The following is a 20,680-nucleotide window of genomic DNA, read 5'->3' on the forward strand; positions in this document are numbered from 1 at the left end:
GCCGAACGGCCGGGTTTCATTCCCACCTAAGCTCGGGTGTCATGACGGTCGAACGGCTCCGGCCCTACGCGGTGACCATCTTCGCCGAGATGTCGGCACTGGCCGCACGCATCGGCGCGGTCAATCTGGGACAGGGCTTCCCGGACGAGGACGGCCCCGCCGACATGCTGAAGACGGCGCAGGACGCGATCGCCGACGGCGTCAACCAGTACCCGCCCGGCCTGGGCATCCCGCCGCTGCGCGAGGCGATCGCGGCGCAGCGCCAACGGCTGTACGGGGTGACCTACGACCCCGACGCCGAGATCCTGGTGACCGTCGGCGCCACGGAGGCCATCGCCGCCTCGATGATCGGACTGGTCGAGCCGGGGTCGGAGGTGCTGCTCGTCGAGCCGTTCTACGACTCGTACTCCCCCGTGGTCGCGATGGCGGGATGTCACCGGGTGGCGGTCCCGATGGTGCGCGACGGCCGGGGCTTCGTCATCGACGTCGACGCCATGCGCGCCGCCGTCACGCCCCGCACCAAGGCACTGATCCTCAACTCGCCGCACAACCCGACGGGCATGGTGGCGGGCGACGCCGAACTGGCGGGCATCGCGCGGCTCGCCGTCGAGCACGACCTGCTGGTGATCAGCGACGAGGTCTACGAGACGTTGACGTTCGACGGGCACCGGCACCTGCCGATCGCGAGCTACCCCGGCATGGCGGAGCGCACCATCACCATCTCGAGCGCGGCGAAGATGTTCAACGTCACGGGCTGGAAGATCGGCTGGGCGTGCGGCCCCGCCGAACTCATCGCGGGCGTGCGGGCGGCCAAGCAGTACCTGAGCTACGTCGGCGGTGCGCCGTTCCAGCCCGCCGTGGCGCGGGCGCTCAACGACGAGGACGGCTGGGTGGCGACGCTGCGCGAGTCGTTCCAGATCCGCCGCGACACGCTCGCCGCGGCGCTCACCGACATCGGCTTCGACGTGCACGACAGCCACGGCACGTACTTCCTGTGCGCCGACCCGCGGCCGCTGGGCTTCGTCGACAGCACGTCGTTCTGCGCCGAGCTACCGGAACGCGCCGGCGTCGCCGCGATCCCGATGTCGGCGTTCTGCGATTCGGCGGCCGCCCACGCGGACGAGTGGAAGCACCTGGTGCGCTTCGCGTTCTGCAAGCGTGACGAGACGATGAACGAGGCGATCCGCCGCCTGCAGGTGCTGCGCGATCACTCGTCGTGGTCGTCGTCGCACGCGACGGTGACGTAGACGGTCGACCCCGTCGGGACGCCCGCGTGGCCGGACGAGTCGGTACCCGACAGGCCGCTGATCTGGGTGGCGGTGCACTCCGACAGCGGGGACTCGGTGTCGCCCTGCACCTGGACGTCGTAGCCGCGGGACTGCAGGCTGCTGACGGCGTCGGCGGCGGATCCGCCGGCCAGCGGATCGGCCGATGCCGGTGCGGCGAGGCTCATTCCAGCGGCGAGGATGAAGCCGGCGGTGGCGGCGCTGGCGAGCAGGTTCTTCATGGCGGTCCTCCGATGGATGCGGTTCCGGATCCCCGTGATCCGATTCCTCCACCATCGCGCGCGGGCGTCGGGCGCGCGTCGGCGCTGGCATCCAGGGCGGACTACCGGCTAGCACCCACGGCTACAGCGCCGCGGCCACGTCCCAGAGTCCTCCGCGGTCGTCGTCGGCGCCGCGCAGCGGGCTGAGCACCACGTCGGTGGCACCCGCGTCGAGGTAGCGGCGGAGTTGGCGCGCAACGGCTTCCGCGTCACCGACGGCGGCGAGGTCCGCGATCGCGTCCACGCCCTCGCGCGCGATCACCTTCTGGTACGACGGGATGGCGGCGTAGAAGCTCAGCACCTCGGCGGCCGCCGCACGACCCGCCTCGACGTCGTCGGTCACCAGCACGGGTACCGCCGCGATCACCCGGGGCCGGGGCCTGCCCGCGGCCGTCGCGGCATCGGTGATGGTCGGCACGATGAACTCGCCGATGGTGCGCGGACCGGCGAGGTAGGGCAGCGTCCCGTCGGCCAGCTCACCGGTGACCGCCAGCGCCTTCGGTCCCATCGCCGCCACGTACACCGGGAGCGGCGTCCCGCCGGGCAGGCTGACGGTCCACTCCGGTGCGGCGGTCAACTCGTCGCCGTGGAAGTCGACGGCGCCGGTGTCGAGGATCGACCTGAGGACGAGGAGGTGCTCGCGCAGCCGCGCGACGGGGTTGGGCCACGCCGTGCCGAACGCCTGCCGTTCCGGCCCGTGACTGCCGAGGCCGAGGCCCAGACTGAAGTTGCCGTGCGACGCCGCCTGCGCCGTCTGCGCCTGCGCGGCGACGATCAGCGGGTGCCGGGGGTTGATCGGCACGACGAACGTCCCGACCCCCAGACCGGGCACGGCGGCACCGATCAGCCCGGCCAGCCCGATCGCGTCGTGATCGAACTGCTGCGCCACCCAGACCTGGCGGACGCCCGCGTCCCAGGCCGCGCGGGCCTGGTCGACGAAGTCGTCGACGGCGTTGGCGGTCGTCTCGCTGCGGTGTAGCACCACTCCGGTCGGCATGCCAGGGTCAACCCGGCACGCGTCGCGGGGCATTCCCTTCGGATCACGGTGAGTTCGGGCCGCGTCAGCCGTGGTTGCGCGTCACGCGGCAGCGCAACCGGTCCACCGCGACGTCGAGCACCATCTTCTTGGCGCGCCGCAGCAGGAACTCCGGGACGGGCGCGGCGACGTCGATGATGATGTCGAACCGCACCCGCGTGCGGTCGCCCTCGCGGGTGAGGTTGTACTCCCCGTGCTGCCCCCGCTGCTGGAACGTCTCCGCGGCGTCCCAGACCACCCAGTCGTCACCCCAGTGGTATTCGAGCACCTCGCGGTCGGTGATGCCCATGATCTTCAGCGTGGCGCGGACGTGGTGTGGCCTGCCGTCGGGATGGCGGTCGAGCACCTCGGCCTGCCGGTGCAGGGTCGACCACGACGGCACGTCCTCGATGTCGGCGAGGGCGTCGAGGATCGCCTCGGGCGCGGCGTCGAACACCACTTCCCGGGAGGCTCGAACTGCCATCAAGCTACGGTAGCCATCCTTCCGGCCTCCCGCAGTGCTTCCGCTGGCTAACTCACCAGCCGATCTGGTCGAGCGGCGTGGTGCCCGACGGCGGTGAGCCGACCGGCCCCGACGGCGTCCGCGAGAATCGGGGGGCCGGCGCCGCCTGGTCGACGCCGTTGGCGGTCACCACGGTGCCGCGGGCCAGCAGGTGCTCGTTGAGCGCGGCCTCCGTCCACGTGAGCACGGGCGTCACGCAGGAGTCGGTGCCGTCGAACACCTCGGTCCACTCGGCGCGGGTCCGGGTGGCGAACCGTTGCGCGAAGATCTCGCGCATCTCGTCGTAGCGGCCGAGGTCGAACTGGTTGGGCAGCTCGTCGGGCGTCAGTCCAAGGCCGCTGACGAGTTGCGCGAAGAACTGCGGCTCGATGGCGCCGACGGCCATGTACTGCCCGTCGGAGGTCTCGTAGGTGCGGTAGTAGGGCGCGCCGCCGTCGAGCAGGAACGACTCGCGCTGGTCCTGGAGCGAGCCCGTCGACTTCATGGTCCACATCATCTGCGCCAGGATGCTGACGCCGTCCACCATCGCGGCGTCGATCACCTGACCCTCGCCGGAGCGCTCCCGTTCGTACAGCGCGCTGACGATGCCGAGCAGCACGAACATCGAGCCGCCGCCGAAGTCGGCGACCAGGTTGAGCGGCGCCACCGGTGGCCGGTCGCGGTAGCCGATCGCGCTGAGCGCGCCGGTCTGCGACAGGTAGTTGATGTCGTGGCCGGCGGTGCGGGCCATCGGGCCGTCCTGCCCCCAGCCCGTGATGCGGGCGAAGATCAGCCGCGGGTTCACCGCCGCACACTGCTCCGGCCCGATGCCGAGCCGTTCGCAGGTGCCGGGCCGGAAGCAGTCCAGCAGCACGTCGGCCTTGGCCACGAGGTCGAGCAGCGCCTGGGGATCGTTCTTCACGTCGAGGTCGACGATGCGCTTCCCGCGGTGCAGCAGGTCGACGTCCTCGGCGGGCATGGTCAGACCGCCGGGCCTGCGTACCCGCACCACGTCGGCGCCCAGGTCGGCCAGGATCATCGCCGCGTGCGGACCGGGTCCGATGCCGCCGAGTTCGATGACCTTGACCCCGGCCAGGGGACCCGCGCTCAACCCTTCTTGACCTTCATGACCTGCTTGCGCAGGCCCTCGGTGGCGGCCTCGAGGCCACCCTTCATCGCGCGCTTGAGCACGAAGCCGGGGATCGGCACCGACGGGTCGACGGTGATCTCGAAGCGCACCTTCGTCTTGGCGCCGTCCGGGGTCAGGGTGTAGCTGGCGTCCTGGGTCTTCAGCTGGCCGGAACTGACCAACTTCCAGCTCGCGCTGGTGGACGTCCACGTGTACTGCACCACCTGCTCGTCGGTGATGCCCATCGTCTTGAGCTTGATCTTGACCTTGCTGGGCCTGCCGTCGGCGTCCTCCTCGAGGATCTCGGCGCCCTGATGCTGCGACGACCAGTCCGGGGCGGTCTTGACGTCGGCGATCACGTCCAGGATCTCGTCGGGTGTCGCATCGATGGTGACTTCGCGTGAGTCGCTGACTGCCATGCCGCGACAGTAGCCAAACGCGCCGGGAGCGGTTCGGCTTTGGCGACCGTGGCGAATTCCGCGGCTGCCATGCGCCGTTCACCGAGCGATGGAAGCATCTCCGGTGTGGCCACCACCGACGCAGAGCAGGAAGCCCAGCAGACCAGCGCGCAGACCATCGCCTACCCCGCGCCCGGCGCGCGTCCCAGCCGGCGCGAGGACGCGGCGCTCGCGCCGCACGTCATCGTCCTGTTCGGCGCGACCGGCGATCTGGCGAAGCGGAAGCTGCTGCCCGGCATGGCGTACCTCGTGCTGTCCTCGCTGGCGCCCAAGATCCGGGTGGTCGGTACCTCGCTGGAGGATCTGACGCCCGACGCGTTCCGCGCCCTGACCAGGGAGGCCGTCGACGCCTTCGGCTCGCACGAGCTGACCGCCCAGCAGTGGGACGACTTCGCGAGCCGGATCACCTACGTCCCGCAGGGCGCAGGCCCGGAGGCACTCGCCGAGGCCGTCGGGGCCGCGGAGGCGGAACTGTCCTCGGAGGTGGACGTCGCGGCCGGGATGACCGCGGAAGTGCAACGCCTGCACTATCTCTCGGTGCCGCCGAAGGCCGCCCGCGCGGTGATCACCATGCTGCGCGACGCCAACCTGGTCGACCGGTCGCGGGTGGTCATGGAGAAGCCGTTCGGCACCGACCTCGCCAGCGCGATCGAACTCAACGACTTCGTGCACGAGACGTTCCGCGAGCGTCAGATCTTCCGCATCGACCACTTCCTGGGCAAGGAGGCCGCGCAGAACATCTTGGCGTTCCGCTTCGCCAACGGCCTGTTCGAGCCGATCTGGAACCGCAACTTCATCGACCACATCCAGATCGACATCCCCGAGACCCTCGGCCTGGACCAGCGCGCCAACTTCTACGAGAGCACCGGCGCGTACAAGGACATGGTGGTCACCCACCTGTTCCAGGTCATGGCGTTCGTGGTGATGGAACCGCCGACGGCGCTGGAGCCGCGCGCCATCAGCGAGGAGAAGAACAAGGTCTTCCGGTCGATGCTGCCGATCCAGTGCTCGGACGTGGTCCGCGGCCAGTACGCCGGCTACCGCAGCGAGGACGGCGTGGCCCGGGACTCCGACACCGAGACGTTCATCGCGCTGCGGGTGGGCATCGACAACTGGCGCTGGGCGGGGGTGCCGATCTATCTGCGCACCGGCAAGAAGTTGGCCGAGGGCATGCGCATCATCTCGATCGCGTTCAAGGAGGCGCCGCGCACCATGTTCCCGGCGGGCTCCGGCGTCGGGTCCCAGGGGCCCGACCACCTCACGTTCGACCTCGCCGACGCGTCGAAGGTGTCGCTGTCGTTCTACGGCAAGCGACCGGGGCCCGGCATGAAGCTCGACAAGATGTCGATGCAGTTCTCCACGCAGGAGACCGACAACGTGGGCGACGTGCTGGAGGCCTACGAGCGGCTGATCCTCGACGCCATGCGGGGTGACCACACCCTCTTCACCACCGCCGAGGGCATCGAATCCCTCTGGGAGCGTTCGGTTCAGCTGCTCGACGATCCGCCGCCGGTCAAGCAGTACCAGCCCGGCACGTGGGGCCCCAACGCCATCCACCAGCTCGTCGCCCCCAACGCGTGGCGGTTGCCGTTCGAGCGGGCGTGGCGCGAGAAGAAGTAGACCCGCCGGCGGGCTGTGCATCGGCGGCGCGGCTAGGCTTCGACCCATGAGCGATGCGGTCGATCCCACCGTCCCGCCGAGCGGCTCCGGATGCGTCGACTGCGACGCCGCGGGCGGCTGGTGGTTCCACTTGCGCCGATGTGCGTCCTGCGGTCACGTCGGGTGCTGCGACGACTCGCTGTCGCGCCACGCGGCCGCGCACTGGCGCACCTCGGGGCATCCGATCATCCAGTCGTTCGAGCCGGGCGAGGACTGGTTCTGGGACTACTCCACCGACGCGTACTACGACGGTCCGGAACTCGCGGCGCCGCACAGCCATCCCCAGGCGCAGACCGTGCCGGGCCCGCACGACCGCGTGCCGGGCGACTGGATGGCGCGGCTGCAGAACCGCACCGACTGACGCCATGGTGAAGGCCGGTGGTGAGAGCACGCTCACCGTCATCGTCGCCTTCGGCGCCAACCTCGTCATCGCGATCGCCAAGACGGTGGCCGCCATGGTGTCGGGGTCGGCGTCGATGAGCGCCGAGGCCGCACACTCGTGGGCCGACACCGGCAACGAGGTGTTCCTCCTCATCGCCAACCGGCGCGGCACCCGCGCCGCCGACGCACGGCGGCCGCTGGGCTACGGCCGCGAGACCTACGTCTGGTCGCTGCTGGCCGCGGTCGGACTGTTCGTCGTCGGTGCGGCACTGTCGATCTGGCGCGGCGTCAGCGAACTGCTGCACGGTTCCGAGACGACGTCGGAGAACTACCTGCTGGCGTACGTGGTGCTGGCCGTCGCGTTCGTGCTGGAGGGGACGTCGCTGCTGCAGGCCACCCGTCAACTAAGCAGGGAGGCAACCAGTTTCGACAGCGAGGTGCTGGACTACGCGCTCGCGACGTCGGACCCCACGGTGCGGGCGGTGTTCGCCGAGGACAGCGCGGCGCTGGTCGGCATCGTCATCGCGTTCCTCGGCCTGCTGCTGCACGAGCTGACCGGGTCGGCGGTCTGGGACGCGGTGGGCTCGATCCTGGTGGGCGTCCTGCTGGGCGTCGTCGCGGTGATCCTGATCGACCGGAACCGCCAGTTCCTCACCGGCGAGCCGGGCTCCCCGCGCATCCACGAGGCGCTCGTCGCCCGGCTCGGGGGCTTCCCCGAGGTCGCCGAGGTTCGCTTCCTGCGCCCCGAGTTCATCGGTCCCAAGCGGTTGTTCGTGATCGCGAGCGTCGACCTCCAGGGCGACGCCGTCGAGTCGTCGGTGGCCAAGACGCTGCGCGAGTTGGAGCACCGCCTCGAGCAGGACCCCTACGTGGCGGAGGCCCTGCTGACGGTCTCCGAGCCCGACGACACCCCGGTGTCGTCCTAGCGGCTAGCCCGCGTCGGCCAGTACCGCCCGGGCCGCGTTGTAACCGGGGACGAAGGTGATGCCCGGCCCGCCGTGGCAGCCGGCGCTGCCCAGGTAGAGGCCCGACACCGGAATGGGCTGATCGACGTACCCCTTCGGCCCGGGACGGTTGACGCCGATCTGGTCCGGGTGGATGAGGCCGTGGCAGTAGTCGCCGCCCGGGGCGCCGAACATCGTGCCCATGTGCTTGGGCGTGAAGGTGGTGTGCCGGATGATCTTCGACGCGAAGTCCGGCGCCAGTCGGGTGATCTTCTCGATCACCCGTCGGCCCATCTCGACCTTCATGTCGCCGTAGCTCGACTCGCCCTCCTGGATGGGGAACCACAGCGAGAACGCCGACGCCGCATGCTTACCCGCCGGGGCGAGGCCCGGATCGTGCACCGACGGGATCTGCAGCGCGATGGCGGGATCGGCGGGCACGATGCCGCGGCGGCAGTCCTCCCACTGCTGCTGCAGTTCCTCCGGGGTGCTGAAGATACCGATGTTCGACTGCATCGCGGGGTCGTTGAGCACCTCGTAGGGAGCGTCGAACTCGGGGATGCCGTCGAGCGCGAAGTGCATCTGCAGGTAGCTGCCGCGATGGTCGACGCGGCCGAACCGGTCCCGGACGTCGGCGGGCAGGGCGGCGGGGTCGATCAGCGTGGTGACGGTGTGGTCGGGGGCGATCCCGGAGACGACGACGGGCGCCGAGATGACCGATCCGTCGTCGAGCCGGACGCCGCCGACCCGGCCGTCGGTTACCAGGATCTCGTCGACCCGGCTGCGCAGTCGTATCTCGCCGCCGTGCGAGGTGAACTCGTCGCACAGGTGCGTCGTGAGCGCGCCGATGCCGCCGCGGAGCTTCTTGACCAGCAGCGCATTCTCGTCGGGCACGGCGAACCCGTAGGCGAGCGCTGCGGCGGTGCCCGGGGTCGCGGGCCCGCGGTAGGTGGTGTTGACGGCCAGCAGGGCCAGCATGCCGCGGAGCGCGCCGTGCTTCTCGCGGTCGGGCAGGTAGCGGTCGAGGACGTCGGTGACCGACCCGAACAGCATGTCCGTGATGGTCGATCGCTCGAATTCGTTGCCGGCACAGGCGTACATCTCGTCGAGCGTCTTCGGCGGCGCTCCCGCGTCGAAGCGGCCGAGCGCCCGGGTGGGCGCCTGACACCAGGCCATCAGGCCGGCCATCCCCATGACGGTCTCGGCGCCGTGCACCTGGTCGAGATGGGTCATCAGCGCGACCGGATCGGTGTAGTAGATCAGCGGCTCGTCGCCGACGCCGCGCAGCGACACCGACATCACGTCGAGGTCGACGGTGGGCAGCCGATCGAGGCCGAGTTCGCGGCTCACCACCGCCGACGTCGGGATCTGGACCGAGCCGGCGATCTCGAACCGGTAGCCGTCGAAGAGTTCGACGGTCGAGGCCATGCCCCCGGCGTACAGCTTGGCGTCCAGGCACAGCGTGCGCATGCCCGCCCGCTGCAGCAGCGTCGCCGCGGTGAGTCCGTTGTGTCCGGCACCGATGACGATCGCGTCGAAGTCCGCCATCAGCCGAGGCTGGCACGGGGTCTGAGTTTTGTCAATTGTGACAAAACATCAGCGACGGTCGGTGTCGAACCCCTCCGCGACCGACTCGAGCGCGGTCCTGCACAGCCGCGCCAGTTCGGGCAGCGACCGGTCGGGGTCCAGCATCCACACCTCCATCGCGCCGAACACCGCCGCCGCGACGCACCGGGCGGTCACGGTCACCCGCAGCCGTTCGTCGGCGCCGGGACCGGTCTGGTCGGTGCGGATCAGGAACTCCTCGACGGCCTCGGCGAACTCGCCCTCCACCTGCCGCACGTGGCGGACGATCCGGCCGGCGTCGAGTTCCTGGGTGCGCAGTTCGGCGATCCTGGCCACCGCGTCGACGTCGTAGGGCGCCGCCATGACCGCGGAGTGCACGGAGTCGATCAGCGACGCCTCCCCCGACTGCTCGGAGAGTGCCGCGCGGAACCACTGCAGGCCCGCGTCGTAGTCGGCGAACAACAGGTCGTGCTTGGACGTGAAGTGGCGGTAGAAGGTGCGCAGCGACACCCCGGCGTCCGCGGCGATCTGCTCGGCGGAGGTGGCCTCGACGCCCTGGCCGAGGAACCGCACCAGGGCCGCCTGGCGCAGCGCGTCGCGGGTCCGCTCGCTGCGGGCGGTCTGCGCGGGCCTGACCATGTCCGTAACGTACCCCCGTCAGTTCCTGGGCCCGACGAGGGCGATCGCGGCGTCGACGGCCTCGTCGGTGACGTCGCTCATCCGCCCGCCGCCCTCGACCGTGATGGCCGTCAGCTCGCGTAAGCCGCCCAGCAGCATGATGATCCGCTGTCGTGACACGGGCCCGGCACCACCGGCCAGGAAGCCGGCCGACCCCGCGAGCGCCTGGACCATCTCGACGAAGTGTTCGATGGCGTCGCGCTGCAGCAGGCGGGCCGTGGTGCCCAGCGCGGGCACGTCGCGAATCCAGCTCAGCATCAGGGCGGGCCGCGACTCCATCGACGCCACCCACGCCTCGATGGCCTGACGCACCTGCGCCTCCCACGGGCCGTCGGGCCGGACGGCGGCGGTGATCTGCCGGATCTGGGCGGCGTTGGCCTCGGTCAGCAGCGCGACGAAGCAGTCGTCCTTGCTGGTGAAGTGCTCGTAGAAGGTCCGCCGCGACGTCCGCGCCCGGCGCACGACGTCCGCGACGGTCGTCTTGGGGTAGCCGTCCTGGGCGATCGACTCCTCGAGGGCGTCGAACAGACGTTGGCGGAAGCTGTCGTTCACTATCGCGAAATGCTACCGGCGCGCGAGTGACGGGAGTGGGCTCCGGTGGCGTGGGAGGATCCGAGACGTGATCGAGTGCCGCCGGTGCACGGCCGGCGAGTGCAGCCACGTGGCGCGGTGTTCGACGATGATCCGCTGGTACGACGATCCCTGGGACGGGACGTTCTGGCGGCGGTGCGAGTGCGCCGACTCGATCGGGGAGCAGACGTTTCCGGTGACGACCCGGCGCGTCGAGCGCTAGCGACTCGTCGAGAGTTGCGTTCTGGCGGGAGACTGCGAGTGATCCGCTACCGAATGCGTCTTTCACCGACGCGCGTGCTGCGTTCGTGGTGGCCAGGGCCGGGATCGAACCGGCGACCTTCCGCTTTTAGGTTGAAGGTTCTCGACACGCCGCGGTGATTGCCAACTACTGGGCTTGAACAGCGGGTTGAGTGCAGGGGACTTCTCAACGCTTTGCCTTGGTTTTCGGCGTGTCGCAGGCATAAGCGGCGAATAAGCGATGAGCGCAGTGCCCTGGCCGGTAACGGTCGTGGTGATGGAACTTATCGTCAGGGTGATGCCGGGGCTTGTTAGAGTCCCACTGCTGTTCGGCCGAACATGCAGCGATGCTGATCACACGTAGCCTCGACGTCCTGCGCGAGACGATCGCATGGACCGCTAGGGGCGGACGCTGTGGATTTGTTCAGCGGGACACTCGTCAAAGCGAATGGTGGTGGCGATGCGCGAGATCTCCCTGAAAAGGTGGGACGCGCTTGCGTCGTATTGCCGGTCGCCTGAAGCCGCGTTGGCGCTCCAAGAGCTCGCCTGGTTCGAGTCCGACGACGGCAGGGCGCTCGCTACGTTGTTTATAGACACAGATCGCGAATTTCACACGGTGATCCTCGCGCGGGACAGGTTGGAACGCTTTCGCGCGATAACCGTAACGGGCCCCTTCGAATCGCGTCACTCGGCCGTCGCCGGCCTGAACAGCAAGCTGGCCGATCTGCTGCCGAACCTAGATGAGCTGCGAATTCAGGGGGACGAGGTCGGTAAGGCGGTCGACTTCTTCGCCCCCCGAGTCCCACAGGCGAAACTTCACCCGAGCTTCCGTCGACTGGCCTTCGGCGACGACTTCTCTGCCGCGAGAGCGACCATTGGCGCGATGATGCGCTGGTACAAGGATGTCGACGGGAATTTCGTGGAGCAGTTTCAGACCAACGGCTTCGACGCCCGTGTATGGGAGCTCTACCTGTTCGCTGCGCTGATCGAGGCCGGACTACAAGTCTCACGTCCGAAGCCGGCACCGGACATGTTAGCCCGTGGGATCTATGGCGAGTTGGCCATGGAGGCTACGACGATTCAGCCGACCACATCTGCTGACGGGCGACCCGTCAAGCCGCTGATCCCGCGCAGCCGCGAGGAGTTCGATTTTTATGTGCAGAACTACCTTCCAATCCGATACGCCGGACCTCTGAACGCCAAACTCAAGAAGGAGTACTGGACGATGCCAGCGGCAGCAGGGAAGCCGCTTGTGCTCGCGATCCAGGACTTTCACGCGCCGCTCTCAATGGGCTATAGCTTTTCAGCGCTGCCGAGCTATCTCTACGGTCTGACCCATACACCTCGGCGCGACGACGCCAACCGACTGATCATCGATGCCACCGTCATCACTGAACACAGGTGGGGCACCAAGGTGGTGCCATCCGGATTCTTCTCACTACCAAAAACCGAGAACGTCAGCGCAGTCCTTTTCAACAATGCCGGCACCCTCAACAAGTTCAACCGGATGGGTGTCGGTGCTGGATTCGGCAACGACAACATCACCCTGGTTCGGTACGGGACCGCTTGGAATCCCAACCCCCACGCGTCCACCCCAATCTCGTTCGAACAGATAGTCACCGAAGGCCACCCGGAAACTTGGCTCGAAGGAATGGACGTGTTTCATAACCCGAACGCAATCCACCCACTCGACACAGCGTTGCTCCCAGGCGCCGCCCACCACCGCTTGTTGCCCAACAAGCAGATCGAGACGACCGGCCCAGGCTGGAAACCGATGGAATCCCGAACGGAGATCCGGAGACTTATTCGCCGATGAATTGACGCAGCGAAATATTATTGACCACGGCGGCCGGTTGACAGAATCCCTGTCATCGGTGAACTACAGGCCAGCCGACCCTGGCGGACGGGATTGTTCGCCGCGACATAACGCAAAAATTAGCGACGCCAAAGCGTTTCGCCGATCTTCAAGCGACGGCCAACACAAGTCCGAACCTCATGGATAACAGCGGTTAACGACGGTCGGGGGCTTTTAGCTTGAGCCGCGAGGTTGCGTAACCGCAGCGGTATTCGGGTTCAGTTGCCTGAGACAAAGCGTGACGAAGAGCTGCCAGCGCTCTTGATGCTCCACGGGGGCAGCCATCGCGGCTCGCACGTTGTCGGCGATAGCGGATTTCGTCAGGCCCTTGTCGAGGAGATCGGCGACAGTGTCTATCCACTCGGGCGGCCGAGGCGCGTTGGTGAGGTGCACACGGCCTGCGGCGTCAATGTAGCCGAGTTCCTCCGGACTCTTGTCCGCCGCTTCCCTTCGCGCAGCCTCGAGGTCGTCGGGATGGACCTGGACCCACCGCGTGTATCCGGCTTCCCGCGCTTCGCCGTACCAAATGGGTTTGAACCATCTGGTGGCGGCTCGGCGAAGCTCCGTCTGGTCGACAGCTTGCTGGGAGTCGGGCGCTAATTGGGCAGTCCTCGGCGTCTCTGCGACAGCGGTGGAGAAGATCTCACTTGCGCGTTCCTGGAGGTTGCGGATCCGATTCCAACAGCACCCGCAGAAGTAGGCCCAGCGATCCTGCACGCTGGCCTTCGCGTCAGCGACCCGTGCCATCGCGACGACGTCTTCGGCCGGGAGTCCTGCTGCAATGATCCGGTCGATGGTCTCCCGGTAATCGGTTGGGATCTCCCGACTCCGCCGATACGAGGTCCAGGCCTTAACAACAGCCTCATGTACGACGGTGTTGTCATTCATGCGGTTCTCTTCGACCGCTTGCCGCATTGCCGCGGCCCATCGAGCTGCGTCATCTGCTATAGCTGCTACGAGAGGCGAATCCGGCATCGACGACGTTTTGCCTGAGTTGCAGTCTGCGCAAGCTGTGACCAGATTGGGCGGAGTGTCCGAACCGCCGAGGGACTCTGGCACGACGTGGTCGATTGTCAGACTGACCTCGGGTGTTGAGCGTCCGCAGTATCGGCAGGTGTAGTTGTCGCGCCGCAGGATTTCGTACCGGAGCCGCTTAGAGATCGCCATGTCGTGATTGTTCTCCGACGGTCAGTTCTTTGCATTGGGCGCGTGCAGCAAGGTCTCGCTCGTAGCGAAGAGCCGATCGTCAATACGGCCGACGGATGGCGAGGCTAGCGGACTATGACCGAAAGCAGACCCTGTGGTCCGCGTGCCTATCCGATCTCAATAATGAGCTCCGCGGCGCGCTTGCGCACGCGCCAAGACTGACTGTCATTTCGCAACTGCCGGACTATACGGTCAATCCGTGGAACCCTCAACACTGCTGGCCCAAGTTGCGAGAGGGTGTTCAGTGGGACGTAAATCCCTTCACTCTGCAGTAAGTCGCTCAACCGGTCGATCGCCACATCCCCGACTACATCCTGCCGCTGGCAAGTCTCACCGAGGGCCCGAGTGACCGCGAATCTAACCTTCGGATCCGAATCGCTACTCAGAGCCAGGACCATGGGCAACATCCAGTCCTTCATCGACCTTGAGGAGAGCAGGGACAGATACCGTCCCGCTTGACGGCGTCTGTGTGTATCGGGGCTCGATGTGAGAGCTCGGAAATGTTGAGCGGCTATCGCTTCGGCGAGAAGTCCATAGGCGTAGGCGAAGCCCAGAGCCTCGACGAACACGGCCTCAGCGGACGAATCATCGAACGCCCATCTGTCGGTCGCGGTGATAATCCACGAAAGCCGTTCGGCGTACCTTGATGCGATTTCAGTTGGTAGAGAGGGCTGTTCGCTCAAAAGAACATCGAGGGCGCGTGACTTTGCGCGTCGAGCCACAAGGGGGTTGGCCAGAAAATTGAGTAAACCGGACCATCCGTCTTCATCTGGCGATTGAGACAGGAGGACTGCGATTATCTCCGCCGGTTGCACAGTGCTCACCGCGTAGGTTCCGGCTGCCGCGTCCTTCTCAGCGCGGGCCAGGGCCGATAGCGCAGCACGTTGGGCTGACTGGCGTATGTGTTCTGGGAGTGGCGTTTCAGTCCTGAGGTAGTGGTTGATGTTTTCAGCCAAATCGTTTAAGGAGGCGTCAACGCCCTCCGGCAACTCCGAAATTATGGTCAGCGCACTGCGTATGGCTGCCCCTGTGACGGTCGTGCGCCCGTCGGAAGTTTGCGCCGTTGCCAGAGCAAGCCAGAGTTCCTTCAGGTCGTTGTCGACGTCGACCCATTCGATGCGGCGAACGATCTTCGCGATCATTGAGTCGAAAGCCTGGTCGGCAAGTCGCTCACGAGTTGCGTACCCCAAGAGTTCTCGTGCGATTTCACCTGCAGTTCCGGCTGCACCTGCCAGGGCAGCGGCTGCGATCCACGCATCTTCATCCTTGGAGAAGTCGGCATGCCAGTGCAGTGGCGCAGTAGTGGGACCTCCGTGACGAATAATCGACAACACCCGAGTGAGCGCTTTGAAAGCTTCCGCTGGCGCCATGATTTCCGAAGCTGCTGCGAGGACGATCATCTCACCTGTTCGAAGTGAACGATTTGACGTCCGCTTTGATTCGATGCGGCGTCCATCAGCTAGCACGGCACTCATCGGGCCAGCGAAGGTTAAGTCGTCGACGAGCAATCGTAATTCAGCGTCGGCTCCTGCCAGGCGAAGAAGACGAAGACCGTCGTCGGCAACGGCTGCGGGCAATGTCGGCATGAAGCGAACGATGCGCATCGTGGCGAGTTCTCTACGAGATCTGTACACCTCGCGGTGTCCGATGACCTCGAGCCGCAGATTCTCGAAATACTGGTCGGGTCCGTAGCTGGTAGGTATCGCGCGACTCATTTTCGCCTTAAAGGTGCCATCTAACCAACGTCGATACTGGCCGAGCTGGTCGTCTTCGAGGTCGGAGGTCACGTACCCCATGTCAAAAGCAGGCAAGCTTAGACTGAAGCCAGCCGATGCCGATCGGAGAGCGTTCAGTATGTTCTCGATCGCGGCCCTCGGAGTGACATCTGCGTTGGTCCGGAGGACGAGGTCAAAGGACGAGTCGAACTCGACTTGCTCGATTAGTCTGCGCACCTCGTCCAAGTAGGGCGTTACTGACTCGCCGATGTCGTTGCTGCGTAGCGCGCGCTGCTGCAGAACCAGCATCTTGCATAGATCGCCAGACGGGGATTCGTCGTTGAGCAGCCCGAGAGCGTTGTCGATGATGCGTTCGCACGTTGGGACATCGTCGCGATCGGCCAGGAAGCCGCACGCAACTAAGGTGAGTGCCGTGAGCTTTGCGAGGTCTTGGCGGACGTCATCTGTGTATAGAGCTCCAACGAGCACCTCCACGGCGGAGTCGTCGCCACCTATGACGTTGTAGACGGCCTGTACCGCTACGTCCTCGATTGCCTCGTCGAACAGCGAATTGTGAATTCGACCCTGCATCGCTTTAGCTAACTCAGTGCTCGGTTTACTTGGGCCGTCATCGGCATAACCGCGTCGAGTGAGGAGGTCGGGTTCGATGACGGCTACGAGCCATGCGAGATTCACGTCAGGGCTCCTCTCGGTCGATGGCGATTTGAAGTGGCAGTCCGGCTGATGGGTATGTGTCGTATTGAGACAGAGCGTTGTGTTGTCTCGTCACGATTTCGCCCAAGAACTGGCGAAGGCAGAGGGCTAATTGTTGATCGTTATCGGCCGAGCGAAAGGTCAGGCGGAACGGTTGATTGTCTTCGTGTTCCATTCGGGCCATCTCGGTCAAAGCCTTCATAGATAGGTCGCGATTTGGGCCTACAGTGATCGCTCTTGCATGCGATTCTCCGTCGTCATAGCGCCGGCGAATTTCTTCGACCTTCAGCCTGGTCATCGTTCGCCGTGCGATGAGGTCATGCGAACGGTGCGCCGATATCAGCACGTTGGGCGGAAACCTTGAACCGGAAATGAAACGGTCCTCCACTTGCACCAGTGCGGAACCGGCCGACTGAACGACGTACTCGTAGAGCGGTTGCCAAGAGTCGTTCGCGTCCGCCTCTAGGAACAGTTCGACTAGCACAAGATGTGCCGGCGCGTTACGCAGCGCCGCACGTGTTGCCTGCGCCGCAGCGTCGCGGATAGTGGTTCGAAGTGATGAGATCTCATCGACCATCTCCCTAACCCACGTGACGATCTGGCTATCTGATGCTTGTGGCTTCACAACACCTGTGTGACCGCGATTGACTGCTGTCCGAATCTGGGACTCGTCTATACCGAAGGTCGAACTTGAGCGCTCGACGATTCGGTCGAGGCCGCCGATGATCGCCCACAATGGGAGCTTGTACTGCTCGGGAGTGAGTCCAACTCGGTTTTTCGTATCGATGTTGTCAGTGATGAACTGGCGCAGGTCTTGCTGGTAGGCGCTGCTGGGGGCCAACTGCTCGCTTTCGCTTAACAGCTCGCGGAGTATCGGGTAGTCGGCAAGCCTTGAGCCATTGAAGGGTGTCGCGATGAAGATGACTCCGGCTAGCACACGAAGAAGTCCGGGCTCTTCTTCACGTTGCCTGATGTAACTCCGCAGCGCATCGATCGAGATCAGTCCGCCCATGCTGTGGGCGACGACGAAGACTTCGTCATAGCGTTTCGATAAGTCCTGTAGTCGCTCGGTGAGTATCTCTGCGATCACAGGCAAGGTCGGACGTTCCAAGACCCTGCGACGGTGGCCGCTGAAGTAATCGAAGAGGGCTACGTCGACCGGGTCTCGCGACGAGTCGTCGAAAACAAATTGGGGGAGTTTTTCCCATGTGTTGTAGCCATTGCCGCCAAGTCCATGGACGAACACGATCACCCGCTTGGCGATCCGATCGCCAAAGTGGCGGTGAAGGTTTAGTAGCGCTTCATTGAAGGGGAACTCTTCAAACTGCGGCTGATCCTGCACATTCACCACGTTGTGGCCAGCTTCATCTCGATGATGGCGAGCGCCGCGATGGAGAAGGTCGACGTAGCGTTAGCCGCGGTTGAACGGCATGAAGGTATGCCCGATCGCAAGACTTGCATCTGCAGATGCCTGGTCGGCTGTCGAAAGTAGTCTGCGACATGGGGTAAAGGTAGCGGTTCGGTTTGCGATCCTTGCCGAAGCCCGATCCAGCGGCGTGATGGCGTCGGTTCCTCAACGCCGCTCTTGGCCTGGCGTTGCAACCAACCGCGTCGATGGCTTCTTTCTTGGCCGGCTAGCGGCACCCGCCTTGTCGGTTGAGGCGTACATCTGGGAAAAACGTTGGGGAGAGAAGGCCGCTTATGCCACGAGAGGCGGGATCGGCCGAGAAGGGGGGCACCCCCCACCCCGTAAATCCAGGCTGGAGAACGGCATGGCGCCGGAGATCAGGCGAGCTCGTACAACGTCCCATGTTTACTTGCCATAGTTGACTCGATGGACGCGGCCAGGCCGCCGTCTTGGACAAGCAGTCCAAACTCGATGTTGCGGTTCTCGGCGCTCCAGGAGAAGTTCGCGCTTGTGAGCAAAACGATTTCGTGATCGATGACGATGAATTTGGTGTGACTCACTATCTGCTGACCATCGACAAGTCGCGCTGACTTGTAGACCGTTGCCTGCGGCAATTGAACCTTGATTGCGTTCGGTTCGCCTTTGTCGGCGTCGACGTACACGCACACTGTGACACCCGCACGATCGGATGCATCCTTCAGCACGGCCCACATGTTGGATGTGTTGGTGAAGTTGTAGCTGGCGCACGTCACTGATACCCGTGCACCTTCGACGAGCCGGTGGAATTCGCCGGTCAGATGGCCGATCTTCGCTTCGTTTCCCGGCATCGTCCATACTGGAATCAGTTGTCGATGAACAGATTTAGCTCCAGCAATCGCCTGCAGGACCGAGACGGATCGTTCGCGATCGGCATGGCCCAGACCTGCGGTGGTTAGCAACTCTGCCGCCCGCTGACGCCGCGACGCAGACACCGCGTGAACGGCTTGGCTACGGTGCTCACCCACATCGAGCAGAACGGCGATCCCTTCAGCCTCACCCGCTGATAGGTATTCACCGAGCTCCGCCAACGGATTCATATAGCATCCGGACTCCCGAAGAACCCCGGAACGGGGTCACCGCCGGCTGTCGGAAGAGTAAGGAGAAACCGGCGATCGAGGAACCGGTTGGCTCGTTCGCATGAGGTTTCGGATGCGAACGAGCAGCAGTGACACGCTGCTCCATGAAGGAAATCCTCGGGATCTGACGGCGTACGCATCGCGCAGACCGGATCAGAGGAGCATCGCGAAGCGCGACGAAGGGCCGAGGTGACGAGGCCTTGGAACTTCGTCTGCTCGGACAGTGCCACCAATCCGCCGAGCGTGCCCTCGCTGTCGGACGCCGTCGTGCAGATCAGCACTCCAGCAGCCGCTTCTCGCTGCCCAGCCGCTGGCCAACCATAGATACGCTCCGACAAGCTCGCCGCACCGTAGCCACATGACATCGCCATTTCGCGAATCAGGATGTGAGACAGCGTGTGCAATAGCCAGTATCGAGGGGCTGGCAATCGTTCGTCCGGGTCGATCTGCTTCGACGTCTCCGAGAATCGCCGCTGGAAATTTCTTCGATTCGCGTCTCGATGCGCCTGCCACAACGCTGTCTGGTAAACAAGCGACTCCCACGCATCGACCTCGGACAGGTTGAGTTGCAGGAAGATTCCTTCACCGCGATCTTCGGTGGCAGGCACCCAAGCCGGCTTGCCGTTGCGGGTCAGCTTGACGAGTCGGCCCGCCACGTCGTTGACCCGGTCGAGTTCGTCGAGGCGGGTAAACCCCAAGAAGGCATTGACTTTCTTCATCTGGTTCACGGCGACCACGCGACTAATGCCGTTCGCAAGATCAGGCCCCCGCTGCATCTCCGTGACCATCAACCCGGTGGTGTTGGCCTGTTGAGGAAATAGCGCTGGCTGTTGCAAGTATCGCCATTCCGGGACGAGAAGGTCTATGGGATCCCACCTCTCGAGCTTGTCCCGTCGCTCAGTGTCCGAATCTGGAGGCTCTAGCACCGTTGTGATGGCGGCCGCAAGATCAGTGTCTGACATGCCGACGACGTCAACATTCTTGGCGCCGGCTAGGGCTCGGATCACGTCGAGTTGGGCGGCGAATTGCTTGATCTGTTCGACACCGAGTTCAGCCTTCAAGCGGTCTGCGAGGAAGTCGCTTCTGTCGGATTCTGACCGCGGCATCACGATGATCGATTGGGTGGACCCGAACCACAAGTTCGAGGCGCCCATCATGATCAATGCGGGGCGGGCATCGCATTCCGGGTCGAATGCGTTCAGATGTGGATGGCGCGCGCGGCATTTCTGCGGCAGCTTCTCGCGTCCGATCCTTCCTTGTGCCTCGGCCATTCCGCGGGTCTTTGCGCATGACTGGCAGATGATGGTCGAGCCCACACTCTTCCCGAGGTTGGCGTCTCGCATCTTGAGGTCAGGAAGCTCTGCCTTTTGGCACTTGGCACCGCGATGCACCCATAGCGCGTAGGGGAATTCGTCAAGGTGACCGTTGGTGCAGGTAAGCAGGTGCTGAGCTGGCACGGCCGGGCTCTCACGTTTCCGCGCAGTACCCGATGCTTTGCCCCGACCGGGGCAGCTCTTGTGTGTGAACTGTGCGAGGTCAGGACGGTAGGGGTGAGTGTTGATGTAGGAGAACCTCGGCAGTGGCCCGAGATAGTCGCATCCGGTGCAGCGGAACCACTGGGGAAACACTCGCGCAGGGATTCCGAGATCGGTGCCTTCCTTCGACATCGAACTGAGCTTTGGCTGCCACGGGTATGGGCGCAGTGAGACCACCTGCGGACCAAGGTGCAGTTGCACCACCTTGAGCAGACGTGGCTCGACGATCGTCGGCACGTGCTCGCGGCGCTTCCAGATCGGCTCCCAGTCATCGAGACCCGCCGGCATCACAGCGAAGCCAGGCAGATCCATGATCGCGCCGGGCCCGTAGGTGTAGAGAAGCGATGACGGGCGTGCAGAGCCGACCTTGGCACGGTTCTTGGCGATGCCTTCGTCGACGTCGGCGAGTGGGTCCAGCGGTTCCGTGCTGTCGTGAAGCATCGA

General features: G+C 65.0%; 19 protein-coding genes and 1 pseudogene. 6 read left to right on the plus strand and 14 right to left on the minus strand.

All coding sequences use genetic code 11. From position 1 onward, the window contains the following. Positions 1-41: 41 nt before the first annotated feature. Positions 42-1,247, plus strand: a complete 1,206-nt coding sequence (locus AC1MEY_RS18005; RefSeq protein ID WP_480226802.1) for a pyridoxal phosphate-dependent aminotransferase — start codon at positions 42-44, stop codon at positions 1,245-1,247. Here the strand turns inward: AC1MEY_RS18005 and AC1MEY_RS18010 are convergent. From AC1MEY_RS18010 to AC1MEY_RS18030, 5 genes are all read right to left on the minus strand, one after another. Then, complete coding sequence (locus tag AC1MEY_RS18010) at positions 1,208-1,507, minus strand: hypothetical protein (RefSeq protein WP_480226803.1); 300 nt, start codon at positions 1,505-1,507, stop codon at positions 1,208-1,210. The two genes, AC1MEY_RS18005 and AC1MEY_RS18010, sit on opposite strands and share 40 nt — an antisense overlap. Positions 1,508-1,628: 121 nt before the next feature. Further along, a complete protein-coding gene (locus AC1MEY_RS18015; protein ID WP_480226804.1) occupies positions 1,629-2,543 on the minus strand; it encodes an LLM class F420-dependent oxidoreductase in 915 nt (304 codons plus the stop codon). A 64-nt stretch (positions 2,544-2,607) separates the two neighbouring features. Then, positions 2,608-3,045 carry an SRPBCC family protein gene (locus tag AC1MEY_RS18020; protein ID WP_480226805.1) on the minus strand — a complete coding sequence of 146 codons (438 nt, stop codon included), beginning with the start codon at positions 3,043-3,045 and terminating at the stop codon, positions 2,608-2,610. Between the two features lie 52 nt (positions 3,046-3,097). Beyond that, the gene (locus tag AC1MEY_RS18025) at positions 3,098-4,174 is read right to left on the minus strand and encodes a CaiB/BaiF CoA transferase family protein (RefSeq protein WP_480226806.1); all 1,077 of its coding nucleotides are present in this window, start codon (positions 4,172-4,174) and stop codon (positions 3,098-3,100) included. Beyond that, positions 4,171-4,611 carry an SRPBCC family protein gene (locus AC1MEY_RS18030; protein ID WP_480226807.1) on the minus strand — a complete coding sequence of 147 codons (441 nt, stop codon included), beginning with the start codon at positions 4,609-4,611 and terminating at the stop codon, positions 4,171-4,173. The genes AC1MEY_RS18025 and AC1MEY_RS18030 overlap by 4 nt, the downstream gene beginning before the upstream one ends. A gap of 105 nt (positions 4,612-4,716) precedes the next feature. Between AC1MEY_RS18030 and zwf the strand changes: the two genes are divergently transcribed. Genes zwf through AC1MEY_RS18045 form a run of 3 tightly spaced genes read left to right on the plus strand, consistent with a single transcriptional unit; the run spans position 4,717 to position 7,616 of the window. Then, entirely contained in the window at positions 4,717-6,270 is a 1,554-nt protein-coding gene (gene zwf / locus AC1MEY_RS18035) for a glucose-6-phosphate dehydrogenase (RefSeq protein ID WP_480226808.1), read from the plus strand. 46 nt (positions 6,271-6,316) lie between these two features. Continuing rightward, positions 6,317-6,670: a UBP-type zinc finger domain-containing protein gene (locus tag AC1MEY_RS18040; RefSeq protein WP_480226809.1), complete on the plus strand. Its 354-nt coding sequence runs from the start codon at positions 6,317-6,319 to the stop codon at positions 6,668-6,670. A 4-nt stretch (positions 6,671-6,674) separates the two neighbouring features. Beyond that, positions 6,675-7,616, plus strand: a complete 942-nt coding sequence (locus AC1MEY_RS18045) for a cation diffusion facilitator family transporter (protein WP_480226810.1) — start codon at positions 6,675-6,677, stop codon at positions 7,614-7,616. 3 nt (positions 7,617-7,619) lie between these two features. Here the strand turns inward: AC1MEY_RS18045 and AC1MEY_RS18050 are convergent, their stop codons facing one another. The 3 genes from AC1MEY_RS18050 to AC1MEY_RS18060 are packed head-to-tail and all read right to left on the minus strand — an operon-like array spanning position 7,620 to position 10,430. Then, a complete protein-coding gene (locus AC1MEY_RS18050; protein WP_480226811.1) occupies positions 7,620-9,182 on the minus strand; it encodes a phytoene desaturase family protein in 1,563 nt (520 codons plus the stop codon). A 48-nt stretch (positions 9,183-9,230) separates the two neighbouring features. Then, a complete protein-coding gene (locus AC1MEY_RS18055) occupies positions 9,231-9,839 on the minus strand; it encodes a TetR/AcrR family transcriptional regulator (protein WP_480226812.1) in 609 nt (202 codons plus the stop codon). Between the two features lie 18 nt (positions 9,840-9,857). Further along, positions 9,858-10,430, minus strand: a complete 573-nt coding sequence (locus AC1MEY_RS18060; protein ID WP_480226813.1) for a TetR/AcrR family transcriptional regulator — start codon at positions 10,428-10,430, stop codon at positions 9,858-9,860. A gap of 67 nt (positions 10,431-10,497) precedes the next feature. Here AC1MEY_RS18060 and AC1MEY_RS18065 point away from each other — a divergent pair, with 67 nt between their 5' ends. Both AC1MEY_RS18065 and AC1MEY_RS18070 read left to right on the plus strand, forming a co-directional pair. Next, positions 10,498-10,671, plus strand: coding sequence for a hypothetical protein (locus AC1MEY_RS18065; protein WP_480226814.1), 174 nt, complete (start codon positions 10,498-10,500; stop codon positions 10,669-10,671). A gap of 477 nt (positions 10,672-11,148) precedes the next feature. Next, entirely contained in the window at positions 11,149-12,504 is a 1,356-nt protein-coding gene (locus AC1MEY_RS18070) for a hypothetical protein (protein ID WP_480226815.1), read from the plus strand. A gap of 213 nt (positions 12,505-12,717) precedes the next feature. Here the strand turns inward: AC1MEY_RS18070 and AC1MEY_RS18075 are convergent, their stop codons facing one another. The 6 genes and pseudogenes from AC1MEY_RS18075 to drmB all read right to left on the minus strand — a co-directional run bounded on the left by AC1MEY_RS18075 (position 12,718) and on the right by drmB (position 20,677). After that, positions 12,718-13,431 carry a hypothetical protein gene (locus tag AC1MEY_RS18075; RefSeq protein WP_480231740.1) on the minus strand — a complete coding sequence of 238 codons (714 nt, stop codon included), beginning with the start codon at positions 13,429-13,431 and terminating at the stop codon, positions 12,718-12,720. A 93-nt stretch (positions 13,432-13,524) separates the two neighbouring features. Continuing rightward, positions 13,525-13,710, minus strand: a pseudogene (locus tag AC1MEY_RS18080) (HNH endonuclease); the annotation flags it as partial. Positions 13,711-13,856: 146 nt separating this feature from the next. Next, on the minus strand, positions 13,857-16,160 hold the full coding sequence (locus AC1MEY_RS18085; RefSeq protein WP_480226816.1) for a HEAT repeat domain-containing protein: 2,304 nt from the start codon (positions 16,158-16,160) through the stop codon (positions 13,857-13,859). Position 16,161: 1 nt separating this feature from the next. Continuing rightward, complete coding sequence (locus AC1MEY_RS18090) at positions 16,162-17,520, minus strand: esterase/lipase family protein (protein WP_480226817.1); 1,359 nt, start codon at positions 17,518-17,520, stop codon at positions 16,162-16,164. A 443-nt stretch (positions 17,521-17,963) separates the two neighbouring features. Further along, complete coding sequence (gene drmC, locus AC1MEY_RS18095; protein WP_480226818.1) at positions 17,964-18,662, minus strand: DISARM system phospholipase D-like protein DrmC; 699 nt, start codon at positions 18,660-18,662, stop codon at positions 17,964-17,966. Next, positions 18,659-20,677, minus strand: coding sequence for a DrmB family protein (drmB, locus tag AC1MEY_RS18100; protein WP_480226819.1), 2,019 nt, complete (start codon positions 20,675-20,677; stop codon positions 18,659-18,661). Before drmB ends, drmC begins: the two co-directional genes overlap by 4 nt. Positions 20,678-20,680: the final 3 nt, after the last annotated feature.

This window comes from Mycobacterium sp. PTI7 (genome assembly GCF_056679845.1).

Excerpts from the sequence above, each read along its gene's own strand:
- AC1MEY_RS18075 (WP_480231740.1), bottom strand. The coding sequence starts at position 13,431 with ATGAATGACAACACCGTCGTACATGAGGCTGTTGTTAAGGCCTGGACC.
- drmB (WP_480226819.1), bottom strand. The coding sequence starts at position 20,677 with ATGCTTCACGACAGCACGGAACCGCTGGACCCACTCGCCGACGTCGAC.
- AC1MEY_RS18010 (WP_480226803.1), bottom strand. The coding sequence starts at position 1,507 with ATGAAGAACCTGCTCGCCAGCGCCGCCACCGCCGGCTTCATCCTCGCC.
- AC1MEY_RS18040 (WP_480226809.1), top strand. The coding sequence starts at position 6,317 with ATGAGCGATGCGGTCGATCCCACCGTCCCGCCGAGCGGCTCCGGATGC.
- AC1MEY_RS18050 (WP_480226811.1), bottom strand. The coding sequence starts at position 9,182 with ATGGCGGACTTCGACGCGATCGTCATCGGTGCCGGACACAACGGACTC.
- AC1MEY_RS18045 (WP_480226810.1), top strand. The coding sequence starts at position 6,675 with ATGGTGAAGGCCGGTGGTGAGAGCACGCTCACCGTCATCGTCGCCTTC.
- drmC (WP_480226818.1), bottom strand. The coding sequence starts at position 18,662 with ATGAATCCGTTGGCGGAGCTCGGTGAATACCTATCAGCGGGTGAGGCT.
- AC1MEY_RS18030 (WP_480226807.1), bottom strand. The coding sequence starts at position 4,611 with ATGGCAGTCAGCGACTCACGCGAAGTCACCATCGATGCGACACCCGAC.
- AC1MEY_RS18020 (WP_480226805.1), bottom strand. The coding sequence starts at position 3,045 with ATGGCAGTTCGAGCCTCCCGGGAAGTGGTGTTCGACGCCGCGCCCGAG.
- AC1MEY_RS18015 (WP_480226804.1), bottom strand. The coding sequence starts at position 2,543 with ATGCCGACCGGAGTGGTGCTACACCGCAGCGAGACGACCGCCAACGCC.
- AC1MEY_RS18005 (WP_480226802.1), top strand. The coding sequence starts at position 42 with ATGACGGTCGAACGGCTCCGGCCCTACGCGGTGACCATCTTCGCCGAG.
- AC1MEY_RS18055 (WP_480226812.1), bottom strand. The coding sequence starts at position 9,839 with ATGGTCAGGCCCGCGCAGACCGCCCGCAGCGAGCGGACCCGCGACGCG.
- AC1MEY_RS18070 (WP_480226815.1), top strand. The coding sequence starts at position 11,149 with ATGCGCGAGATCTCCCTGAAAAGGTGGGACGCGCTTGCGTCGTATTGC.